Here is a 12,011-nt window from a genome sequence, read left to right on the forward strand (position 1 = left end):
AAACAAAAATAATGGAAATGTATAAATGATAACGCAGCTTTATACAATTAATTTTATTTGGGTTATTTTTGAAGTTTGAAAGCGACTATAAAAAATAGTCTAGAATTTTTAATAAATGAATAAACCGGTATATTTTGATAATGCTGCAACAACACAAATTCGTGATGAAGTTGTAAAACAGATAACCAAAATAATGCAAGAAAATTATGGGAATGCTTCGTCTTCTCATAGTTTTGGGCGTGCATCTAAGGCTTTAGTAGAGAATGCAAGAAAATCTATAGCAAAGCATTTAAATGTATCTGCTGGTGAAATAGTATTTACTGCAGGAGGAACTGAAGCAGATAATTTAGTATTAAGAAGTGCTGTTAAAGATTTAGGTGTAACCGAAATTATTACAAGTAAAATAGAACACCATGCGGTGTTACATACTGTAGAAGCATTACAAAAAGAATTTAATTTAAAAGTTAAGTACGTTAACTTAAATGCATCGGGTGATATAGATTATTCTCATTTAGAGACACTTTTACAATCTACCAATAAGCAACTTGTAAGCTTAATGCATATTAATAATGAAATTGGTAATATTTTAGATATTAAAAGAGTAGGTGAGTTATGTTTAGCAAATAATGCTCTATTTCATAGTGATACAGTACAATCTGTTGGGCATTATAAATTAGATTTAAAAAATATATCTATTGATTTCATGGCAGTGAGTGCACATAAGTTTCATGGTCCAAAAGGTGTTGGTTTTGCTTATATAAAAAAGAATTCTGGATTAAAACCTTTAATAATTGGTGGCGAACAAGAACGCGGATTAAGAGCAGGAACAGAATCTATACACAATATAGTTGGTATGGCAGAAGCTTTAAATTGTGCGTATAAAAATTTAGAAGCAGAAAGTAATTATATAAAACACTTAAAACACTATTTTATTAATAGTATTAAATCTCATTTGCCTAATGCTAGTTTTAATGGAAATTCTGGAAACCTTGAAAAAAGCACCTACACAATAATTAATGTTTGTTTACCTTTCTCTGTAGCCTTAACATCTACAATATTATTTCAATTAGACTTAAAAGGTATTGCGTGCTCTAGAGGTAGCGCATGCCAAAGCGGAAGCATTAAACCATCACACGTTTTAGCACAAATTTTAAATGCTGAAGATCAAAAAAAACCATCTTTGCGCTTTTCATTAAGTAAGTTTAACACAAAAGATGAAATAGACTATGTTGTTAATGTTTTAAAAGAATTTGCATAATGCTTAATTATACTACATACAAGCATAAATCAGCTAAACAATGGGTAACTTTTGTTCATGGAGCAGGAGGAAGTTCTTCAATTTGGTACAAACAAATTCGCAGTTTTAGCTCACAATTTAATATACTAGTTTTAGATTTACGTGGTCATGGAGCTAGCAAGCCAGGTTTAAAAGATACTTTTAATAAAAAATATACATTTAACTCTATAACTAATGATATTGTTGAAGTTATTGATTTTTTAGAAATTAAAAAATCTCATTTTGTTGGCATATCTTTAGGTACAATTTTAATTAGAAACCTAGCTGAAAAATATCCAGAGAGAGTACTAAGTATGATTATGGGAGGCGCAATAATGAAATTAAACTTTAGGTCTCAAGTACTTATAAAATTAGGTGTTATATTTAAATCTGTAGTGCCGTATATGTTATTATATAAGTTTTTTGCATTTGTTATAATGCCTAAAAAAAACCATAAAAACTCAAGACTACTTTTTGTAAATGAAGCTAAAAAATTATATCAAAAAGAGTTTGTACGTTGGTTTAAATTAACATCAGAAATTAATCCATTATTAAAATTCTTTAGGACAAAAGATATTAAAATACCTACATTATATGTAATGGGTGAAGAAGATCATTTATTTTTACCATCTATAAAACAAGTAACAGCAAGACATGCATTATCTAAGTTGTTTATAATAGAAAAATGTGGTCATGTGGTTAATGTAGATCAACCAGAGGTGTTTAATAATCAATCAATAAGTTTTATAAAAAATATTATTTAATTAGATTTTAAACTTTCAATTTGTTGTAATACTATATCAGCTTCTGCTTGTTTTTTATCACTTTCTCTTCTGCTTGTAAATGAGAGTTTGTAAGACTCTTCTAATAAACGTCTATACTCGTCTTGTAACTTATCAATTTTACTTTTCTTTTTAAATAATTTGAACATAACTTTTTTATGCAAATGTAGCGTGTAACTCAAGTTTAAATTTTTAATAATTTGTTAATTATAACTTATTTAACTTTAAAAGCTATTTTTTTCATTCTCTACTTTATTAATAATCAATTTGATACATTTTTCTATTTAGATTTAGTCTAAATAAAGTTTGTAGATTTAGTTCTGGCTACTATATTTGCATCTTATTTAAAACAAATCTAAATAACAATCATGTTAAGAAATATAACTTTTATAGTATTATTAGCTATTCAATTTTCGTTTTCACAATCTAAAATAAGTGGAACGGTAACAAACAATTTAAATGATATTATACCTTTTGCTTCGGTTATGTTAGAAGGCACTAATAAAGGTGTATCTGCAAACGAAAACGGGTATTTTGAATTTACTAATTTACCAGAAGGTTCTTATAATATTAAAGTATCTTCTGTGGGATATAAATCACAAACAAACACAATTAAATTAAACAATAACGAGAGTGTAACTGTCACATTTAAGCTTCAAAGTGATGCCGATTTAGAAGAGGTTGAAGTATTTGGAAATCGTTTTAAACATCCAGATAAAATTGAAGCCTTAACACGTTTACCGTTGGCGCCTTACGAGCAAATTCAAAGTATCTCTATAATTTCAGATAAATTAATAGAGCAACAAGGTAATTTAACAATATCAGACGCTACAAAAAATGTTCCTGGTGTTTATACATTTGCTACTTATGGTAATAGAAGAGAAAGCCTATCATCTCGTGGGTTTAGAGGAATTCCTATTTTAAAAAATGGTGTTCGTGTGCATTCAGATTTTAGAGGTCAAGGTATATTAACAGACATGCAAGGTGTAGACAATATACAAGTACTTAAAGGTGCTGCTTCTATAACACAAGGTGTTGCAACAGATTTAGGTAGTCCAGGTGGTGTTATTAACTTAGTTACAAAAACACCTAAGTATATTTTTGGTGGTAATGTGTCTATACGTGGTGGTAGTTACGGGCAAGCTAGAACAACTTTTGATGTTTATGGGCCTTTAACTAAAACAAATAATACAGCCTTTAGAATTAACGGTGCTTTAGAGCGAGCAGATAGTTATAGAAGCGGAATTGATTCTGACCGTTTTTATATTAATCCTTCATTCGAGTGGAAAGCAGATGAGAAAACTACATTTACTTTTGAATTAGATTATTTTGAAGATAGCCGTACTACAGATCTTGGTACCGTAAATCTTGGAGAAAATGATGAAAATTTAATTTACGATTTGCCTTATGATCAGTTTTTAGGGTTTAAAGATGATAAGTCTTTAACAACAAACACAACCTATGCTATAAGAGTAGATAGAGAATTAACAAATAAACTAAGTCTTAAAGGTGCTTTATATAAATCAGATTTAGAGTTAGATGGTAAAAGTGCTAGTTTAGGTGGTGTTGTAAACAATGATTTAGGAGAACCAATATATAATCAAAGAAAAAGAGGTTACTCTGTAACTACTAGAGAAGATAATAATAGTGTTATACAATTCGATTTAGTTGGAGATGATATTAAAACAGGAAAAATTTCTCACACATTTCAAGTAGGTTTCGATTACCGTACTAATAACTATAATACAACGTCACAACGTGCTGCAACTGTAGATACTATTAATGTATTTACTAACAACACAAATAGCTTACCAGACGATGTGAATTTTGCAGCAAAAACAAGATTAGCAGCAAAAACTAAAGCATTAGGTTTTGTGGCACAAGATGTAATTACATTTAATAAATATTTAAAAACGTTTATTGGCTTACGTTATAGCAAAACAAGAACTATTACAGAAGATGAAACTACCGAGAGTGATGCGTTTAATCCATTAGGAGGAATAATTATATCTCCTTTTAAAAATATTAATGTTTTCGCATCATATACAAATAGTTCGTACCCAAGAACAGGAACACGTTTAGATGTTAATGGAGATGAATTAGGAAACGAACGTTTTGATCAATTTGAAACAGGTATAAAAACCAATTGGTTAAATAGTAGATTACGTTTTAATTTCACTTATTTTAAAATAAACAACAAAGATATTAATTTACCAGTATACGATGAAAACTGGGAACAAACAGGCTATTACCAAAAAGGAGGTAACGATGAGCGTAAAGGTATAGAAGTAGAGCTTAGTGGCCGTATTTTAGAGAACCTTGAAGTTATTACAGGATATTCTTATATAGATGCCCAATATAAAGAGCATACAGCTTATGTCTATGGATCTGCACCATTAAACACACCAAAACATACTTTTAATGCTTATGCTAATTATAGCTTTAAACAGCAACTAGAAGGTTTATCAATTGGAGCAGGTGTTTACTATACTGGCGAAAGACCAATTAACGACTGGAGTGCTGGAGCAGTAACTCATGAAGGTATTGTACCAAATCAAGAACCATTTAATGTAGACTCATACACACAAGTTAACGCACAAGCCGCATATAGGTTTAATAAACACTTTAACTTTAGAGTACTTGTTAATAATGTATTTAATAATATAGGTTATAATGCTTACAGAACAAGCTATATTAACCAAACAGACCCAAGAAACTTTGCGGGAGTATTAACCTACAGATTTTAATAATCCCATTTTATATTAGTCTAAATTTAAAAAAAGTACAACCTGTTTAGGTTGTACTTTTTTATTTATAGTAATTATATTTTAAACTCTGTAGTATTATCTTTAGTATCAAAAATATGCGGATAATGTGTTTTTAAATTTTGCTTCATAAAATCTAAAGGCACATCTTCAAAAAAACCATAATCTTGAGTGTATTCCATAAACAAATTACCATCGCTATTATATGCTTGTAAATAAGAGCTGGTTTTACCATCAAATTCTAATGGAGCGACTTTAAATTTCTCACATAAACTAGCATTAAATGCGGGAGACATTTTTAACCAAGTATTATCTAAATATACATCTACCATACCGTGAGGTGTAAGCTCGTTAGAACCAAATTTTTCAATTAATCTATCTACAGCGATATGGTTTTTTACTTTACCAAGATGCAATCGTGCAGGAATATTTAAACCACGCAAACAAGAAATTAAAAGTATAGACTTATCTACACAATTACCAGTTTGTTTTTTTGCAATGACACTAGAACGATAATTGTTTTCTTGTAAACTAATATGGTAAGGGTCGTATTTATAACCATCACGAACTTTGGTGTAAATACCAATAGCTTTTTGGTTAGGTGTTAAATTTTCATTTTTAAATTCTGAAATTAAATTTTGAATGATTTTAGATTCAAAATCAAGAAAATATGAAGATTCTAAATACGTCATAAAGGGCTTTTAAAATTAAAAAAACAAGATAATAAATATGAAGCAACCTTATTATTAATTCATTTTAATTAACATAAATGTTACTTCATAATTATTGTGCTTTTAGGCTATTTTTGATAAGCTCCAGAGGAGTATGTTAACTCATAACTGTGTGTGTAAATTTCAAATACAATACCAAAAGGATCTTCTACATAACACATTTTAAATGGTTTATCTTCTGGATAGTATTCACGAATAGGCATGCGTTGTTTACCACCATAAGAAACTATTTTTTCAATTAAATCTTCAATGTTTGGATCTTGAATACAAAAATGAAATAGGCCAGTATTAAAAGGGTTGAATTCTGGAGCTTCTTTTTTGCCTTGCGGAAAAGAAAATAATTCTACACCAATGCCATCTGAAGTTGCTAAGTGTGCAATTTCAAACGTTGTCCAGTCATCACCAAAAACATCAATACACATTTGGCCAATTGCTGTTTCGCTTTCTTTTTTTATTGTTGAAGGTTCCATGATTATATACCAACCCATAACTTCAGAATAAAACTTGACAGCTTCGTTTATATCTGGTACTGTTAAACCAATATGTGAAAATGATTTTGGATAATTTTTATTTGTTTTCATAACATTTTATTTAGAAGACAAAAATAATCTATATTTGCCTAGTAGGCAATAACTTACTAAAAAGTAGTATAGTTACTTAAAGGAGTAAAATACTGATTATTAATATAATATATTTTAATTTTGAATAAAGAAAACGCTTGCCCTTTAAATTACACAATGAATTTAATAGGTACTAAATGGAAACCGTTAATTTTATTTCATTTGTTAGATGGTGCTTTACGTTCTGGTGTTTTACAAAAGCACATACCAGGAATTTCTAATAAAATGTTTACGCAAACGGTAAGGGAATTAGAAAAAGATAAATTAATTTCTAGAAAAGTCTATCCTGTTGTTCCTCCAAAAGTAGAATACATGTTAACCAAAAGAGGACAATCTCTTGAGGATATTTTAAAAAGCTTAGATGCATGGGGAATTGAAGATGCTAAACAGTAATTACAATAAAAAAGCGTTTTAAAATACTACTATTCTAAAACGCTTTATTATATTTATTTAAACTGTATTATAACGTTTCTACAAATTTTAAAAATACAGCTTTATGCTGCTCTAAATCTAAATTTGCAGATAGTGATGCTCTTACAATATAATCTTTATCACCTTCTTTTGTAGTACCTTGTGTTGAGGTTGCAGGAATGGTCCAGTAACATCCTTTTAATTGTCCGTAGCTCACACAAAATTTACTTTCGTTAGGAATTTCGGTAATCATTAAATTAATTAATCTAAGGTTTAATTCGCGTTTATATGCTTCTTTTTCGTCTTCAGTATTTCCTTTTGTTGGAAGATCTAACGAAAAAACCGATGGTGTAAAACCTTGTGAGGCTAATTCTCTTGAAACAAAATTTATTTTAGCTTCTGGTAACGCTTCATTAATAAACGTTACAAACTCACGTGTGTTTGTATAAGCATCTGCAATACGTTGATTCATAGATGGCAATTGTAATGCTAATATGTTATACTGTAATGCTGTTGCTTCGTTATCGCAAATTGTTAAGTGTGTTTCTATGTTATTAATTAAGTCTTTAGCTTTTTCATTAGCAACACAATATCCGGCAGTACATTTTCCTCCGCTAGGAAATTTAGAGCCACTTACATAAGAAATGGTTCGTACTGTAGATAAAATATCATTTTCGCCTAAAAACTGAACATTTGGACAAAATGTTTGGTCTAAAATAAAAACAGGATCAATGGCAACTGTACCGTTTGGTGTTTTACGAGGTTTGCTTAGCGCTTCTTTTAATTTAATAAGATCTGGCACTTCAACTCTTGGATTTGTAGGTATTTCTGCAATAATATATGGTACTGCATCTTGGCTAGCAATGGTGTTTAAAACACTATCTATACTAGTGACCATATCGTTATCTCCATCAACCGGTAAATCTACAATATCTACATTATCTAAACATGCAGCAACTCGTCTAGCTTGGTCGTTGGTACCACCATAACAGTTTGGCGGTACTACAATTTTTATTGCTTTTCCTTTATGGTTTATTTGAGCATCATGTATTAATCCCATCATGATTGCGTATTGCATAGATAAACCACTTGATGCTACAATAGCTTTTGAGCTTGAGTTTGTAATTTTTTTAATTGATGCTAAAACTGAAGCTTTATCTTCTACAATAGTATTTGTCTTAAATTTAAAAGGCTTCATAGCAGCCAATGCTTGTAAGGCAACTAAGGCATTAGCAGGCGTCATTGCAATAGTTTCTCTTCGTCTTACGTGTTGAATATGAGAAATATAATTATTGTTTTTTTCTCCATTTATTATAATAACACTTCCTAAATCACTATGTAAATTAACTAAAAAATCTATGTTAGTATTTTTAGAAGCTATAGTATTAATAGTGTTTTGTGAGCTTATATAAATTGTAGAACCATTAAAAGTTTCAATAGCTTCTGGAGTGTCAACTTGTTTTAAATCAAAATTATAACCGTAAACTTGTTTTATAATTTCAGGATTAAAGTTACTTGGTAATGCTCCTGTATAATTTATTTGAGTGTTTTTATTTTCTAATAAATTTTGTCTTAAAACAGCTAAAACTGGTGTGGTTTTAGACCCAAAACTAATTACATTTTGTGCGTCTATAGTATTAAGCTTTGCAATAGCCCATTCTAAAACACAAGATAGTGGGTGACCTAATCTAATATAGTCGTAAGCCGTTGGTAAATTTTCTAAAGCAGCTGGCGTCGCATTATCATTTTCAAATAAATTTTCAAACTGCTCTAAAAACTGAACTTTTGCTAATTCTTCATTATAAATATCTAAACGGTGAGTTGTTATATTTAACCAGCCAATTGGCATATTATCAATAACATTTTTTATATAGTTTATTACTTTAGTCTCTTGCATAATTAATTTTTCGAAATAAGAACGCAATTTACGTTAATTTGAGAGATTTTAAATGCAAATACACTAGGTTTAGCTATCTATTAACTAAGATTTAAGATTGTTTTATACCTTAGCTTTAGTAAAGTATTTTTTTCTAAACCAAAAAGAAACTTTTACTAATAAAATTAAAGCAGGCACTTCTACTAATGGTCCAATAACACCTGTAAAAGCTTGGCCAGAATTTAAACCAAATACAGCAATAGCTACAGCGATTGCTAACTCAAAATTATTACCTGCAGCAGTAAATGCTACAGCTGTAGTTTTATCGTAATCTGCACCAGTAGCTTTTGTAAAAAAGAAACCAATTATAAACATTAATGTAAAGTATATAAGTAATGGTATGGCAATAATTACAACATCCATTGGTATTTCTACAATTAATTCTCCTTTTAAAGAAAACATTATTACAATTGTAAATAGTAATGCGATTAAAGTTATTGGAGAAATAGTAGGAATAAACTTTTTTGTATACCACGTTTCTCCTTTTATTTTTACTAAAATTAAACGACTTAAAATACCCATTGCAAACGGTATACCTAGATAAATAGCTACGCTTTCTGCAATTGTACCAATAGAAATATCTACAATAGCACCTTCAAAACCAAAATAGGGTGGAAGTACTGTAATAAATAACCAAGCGTAAAAACTATAAGCAAATACTTGAAAAATACTATTTAATGCTACTAAACCTGCACCATATTCGCTACTGCCTTCGGCTAAATCATTCCAAACTAGAACCATAGCAATACATCTTGCTAAACCTATTAATATAAGACCAACCATATATTCTGGATAATCACTTAAAAATATAATGGCTAGTATAAACATTAAAACAGGACCAATTATCCAATTTAAAATTAAAGAGATTGAAAGTATTTTGGTGTTTTTAAATACTTTTGGTAGCAATGCATAATTAACTTTTGCAAGTGGTGGATACATCATTAAAATTAAACCAATAGCAATAGGTATATTGGTTGTGCCACTATTAAATGAGTTTATAAAGTTTGGAAAATTAGGAGCAAAATAACCTATTGAAACACCAATTGCCATAGCAACAAAAATCCACAGTGTTAGATTTTTATCTAGAAAACTTAATTTTTTCTTACTCATTGTAAACTAATTTAAAATTATTGTTTAATTATTACATTGCAATATTACGATTAATATGGTTTTAAAACAAATTTATACCAAATAGCTTTTAAGTATTTTAGCTACTATAAATTTGTTTAAAATTTATAGCCTAAAGCAATTTGAAAAACGCTGTTTTTTACGTCTGGATTTTCAGATATGGTTGTAATGCCATAATTGTAACGTGTCTGTACAAACATATGTGTAGTCACATCGTATTCAAACCCAAAATTTAAACCAAAATCAAAACTAGAGGCATCGGTTTCTGCATCTGGAGTAGTGTTGTCGCTAAATTCTATTTTATCATTAACTAAAAACGAAAATTGTGGTCCTGCTTCAACGCTAAATTTATCAAACAAATAATATTTTGCTAAAACAGGAATAGCCAAATAATCTATTTTAACTTTTAATGTATTTTCTACTTCACTACCTTGTTTTGTGTACAATAGTTCTGGTTGAATTGAAAGTTTTTCATTTAGTGTAAATTCCGCAAAGCCACCAATATGAAAATTAAATAAGTTGTTTCTATCGACATCTCCACCAGTTATATTAGAAATATTTAGACCTCCTTTTATTCCAAAATTTGGATCTTGTGCTTGCATAATGTTTATAATGCTAGAGAAAGTAATAATTAAAACGATTAGTTTTTTCATTTTTAAATTGTTTTAAATTTTAAATAAAGACAGTTAACATATAACTAAATTAATAAAAACTTTAACTCTGTTATAGATTGAGATTTGTAAATAACAGTGAAAGCGCTCCAATTAATACCGATATTATGGTTATTATAATAACAAAGGTCCATCTTTTCTTGTCTGTCATATTTTTTGTTTTTAATATTTGACAAATGTTTCGCTTATAATTTTATTTAGTATTTAAGCAACTAATTTAGCAAATATAAATAGGAAATACGATAGAATTTTAATGATTAGCGACTTTAAAAAATAATAAAAAGATAATAGTTGGTAATGTCTTTTAATATTGCTTAAACAAGACTTTGCTATTACAAAAAGTGGGTTGTCTTATGATGAAAAATTTGTTTCAAAATTAGCTTAAAATTGCTTTTTTTTTAACTCAGTTCTTTGTTGTAAACAGGTTTTTCTTATTTTATTATTCCACTAAAACTTTTCGATTCGCTGTATACATTAATTCCGAAAAGATTCCATTTTAAAATTCCGTTCACCGTATATTCCGCTTGCTTGTTTGGATTCAGATTACCGGTTTGAATTGAATTAAATTCCCAAACATAACTGCCAGCAAATCCAGTTAAAACGCTATGACTTGCAGTTGGCATAAATGAATCTCCATCAGCTGTGTATTTTATTAGTAAAACAATGTCCATTGTTAGATTATCTTCAAGTGTTATTGTTTTCGACATGGAATTATAATTCCCGTTAGTCTTTTCATTTATTACAATCATATTGTTTTTCTCTTCTTTATTAGAGGCAGAAATAATTTGAATAATTCCAATAAACATAATTGTAATAGAAACTATTTTAAATTGTGGTCGAAATATTCGTTTTCCAATTGCAATAAAACCAAATATTAAATACAAGAAATAGAAAAAAACAATTCCATTAAGTACTGTCCAAATTAAATATATCATAAGTTTTTGTGTTTCAAACCTTGTTTATAACGGTCTTGTATATGAAAAGTAGCGGATTTTAAACACTAATTTTTTAGATTATAACTGACCTTTAAATTATTCATTTTCTTTTGTTTAAGCGATTAAATCGCTATTTTTCATATATGTTGTTGCCAGTAGTTTTTATTCGAATTTATTAATCAAATGGAACCAAATCAGGTTCTAAAAATTTCGTTTTGGCTTTATCAGAATTGTAAATGTCAAATCCATAATGATAAGACATTAAATCCTTAAAATTATTTTTCAGTCGTGGGAATTCCGCTATAAAATTCTTAAAATTATCAGATTTTGATTTGCGCATAAAATGATAAACTGCTTTTATTGCTGCCAAAGTTAAAGTCACATTGTATTTGTCTTTCGCTCCCACAAATTCCACAAAGTTTTTCAATCCGATTTGAATATTTTTTTCAGCTTGTTTGATTCCGTATTTTTTGATGTTAATCCACGCCAATCTCAAGTGAGCTTCGTGAGTAAAGTGAGATGGGTTTAATTTGCAATTAATAAACTCTTTTTCAAAGACAGAATCAGAAAGTTCAAAATGTTTTTCCATAAAATATATTTTTCAGGTTTGATTTTGTTCAAATTACTGCCAACGTGTTTGTGTAAGATTAGTTGCGTGTTTAAGTATTAAAGTTAGCAAATAAATCATAACTAGAAAATCCGCAAGGATTTTAAGAAGTAGACGAGAACAAGCAATTACTTATAGCCATTGTTGTG

General features: G+C 28.9%; 12 protein-coding genes. 4 read left to right on the plus strand and 8 right to left on the minus strand.

Features of this window, described 5'->3' with window-relative positions:
• The first annotated feature begins 115 nt into the window (after positions 1–115).
• Positions 116–1,258, plus strand: coding sequence for a cysteine desulfurase family protein (locus BM549_RS07680; protein WP_290469740.1), 1,143 nt, complete (start codon positions 116–118; stop codon positions 1,256–1,258).
• A complete protein-coding gene (locus tag BM549_RS07685; protein WP_290469741.1) occupies positions 1,258–2,040 on the plus strand; it encodes an alpha/beta hydrolase in 783 nt (260 codons plus the stop codon). The genes BM549_RS07680 and BM549_RS07685 overlap by 1 nt, the downstream gene beginning before the upstream one ends.
• Here the strand turns inward: BM549_RS07685 and BM549_RS07690 are convergent.
• The gene (locus BM549_RS07690) at positions 2,037–2,207 is read right to left on the minus strand and encodes a Lacal_2735 family protein (protein ID WP_290469742.1); all 171 of its coding nucleotides are present in this window, start codon (positions 2,205–2,207) and stop codon (positions 2,037–2,039) included. The genes BM549_RS07685 and BM549_RS07690 overlap by 4 nt on opposite strands.
• A 219-nt stretch (positions 2,208–2,426) precedes the next feature.
• On the opposite strand from BM549_RS07690, the gene BM549_RS07695 reads away from it, so the two are divergent.
• On the plus strand, positions 2,427–4,805 hold the full coding sequence (locus BM549_RS07695; protein WP_290469743.1) for a TonB-dependent receptor: 2,379 nt from the start codon (positions 2,427–2,429) through the stop codon (positions 4,803–4,805).
• A gap of 74 nt (positions 4,806–4,879) precedes the next feature.
• On the opposite strand, the gene BM549_RS07700 is transcribed toward BM549_RS07695, so the two are convergent.
• Both BM549_RS07700 and BM549_RS07705 read right to left on the minus strand, forming a co-directional pair.
• Positions 4,880–5,515 carry a transglutaminase family protein gene (locus tag BM549_RS07700; protein ID WP_290469744.1) on the minus strand — a complete coding sequence of 212 codons (636 nt, stop codon included), beginning with the start codon at positions 5,513–5,515 and terminating at the stop codon, positions 4,880–4,882.
• 107 nt (positions 5,516–5,622) lie between these two features.
• Positions 5,623–6,135, minus strand: coding sequence for a VOC family protein (locus tag BM549_RS07705; RefSeq protein ID WP_013871350.1), 513 nt, complete (start codon positions 6,133–6,135; stop codon positions 5,623–5,625).
• A 120-nt stretch (positions 6,136–6,255) separates the two neighbouring features.
• Here BM549_RS07705 and BM549_RS07710 point away from each other — a divergent pair, with 120 nt between their 5' ends.
• Entirely contained in the window at positions 6,256–6,567 is a 312-nt protein-coding gene (locus BM549_RS07710; RefSeq protein ID WP_290469745.1) for a helix-turn-helix domain-containing protein, read from the plus strand.
• A 67-nt stretch (positions 6,568–6,634) separates the two neighbouring features.
• Here the strand turns inward: BM549_RS07710 and BM549_RS07715 are convergent, their stop codons facing one another.
• The 5 genes from BM549_RS07715 to BM549_RS07735 form a co-directional block, all read right to left on the minus strand.
• Complete coding sequence (locus BM549_RS07715; RefSeq protein WP_290469746.1) at positions 6,635–8,482, minus strand: PLP-dependent transferase; 1,848 nt, start codon at positions 8,480–8,482, stop codon at positions 6,635–6,637.
• 102 nt (positions 8,483–8,584) lie between these two features.
• Positions 8,585–9,631 carry an ACR3 family arsenite efflux transporter gene (arsB, locus tag BM549_RS07720; protein WP_290469747.1) on the minus strand — a complete coding sequence of 349 codons (1,047 nt, stop codon included), beginning with the start codon at positions 9,629–9,631 and terminating at the stop codon, positions 8,585–8,587.
• A 116-nt stretch (positions 9,632–9,747) separates the two neighbouring features.
• Positions 9,748–10,302 carry a porin family protein gene (locus BM549_RS07725; protein ID WP_290469748.1) on the minus strand — a complete coding sequence of 185 codons (555 nt, stop codon included), beginning with the start codon at positions 10,300–10,302 and terminating at the stop codon, positions 9,748–9,750.
• A gap of 449 nt (positions 10,303–10,751) precedes the next feature.
• On the minus strand, positions 10,752–11,255 hold the full coding sequence (locus BM549_RS07730; protein ID WP_290469749.1) for a hypothetical protein: 504 nt from the start codon (positions 11,253–11,255) through the stop codon (positions 10,752–10,754).
• Positions 11,256–11,430: 175 nt separating this feature from the next.
• Positions 11,431–11,844: a hypothetical protein gene (locus tag BM549_RS07735; protein WP_290469750.1), complete on the minus strand. Its 414-nt coding sequence runs from the start codon at positions 11,842–11,844 to the stop codon at positions 11,431–11,433.
• Positions 11,845–12,011 lie beyond the last annotated feature (167 nt).

The organism is Lacinutrix sp. MedPE-SW (assembly GCF_001874145.1).
Taxonomy (GTDB): Bacteria; Bacteroidota; Bacteroidia; order Flavobacteriales; family Flavobacteriaceae; genus Lacinutrix.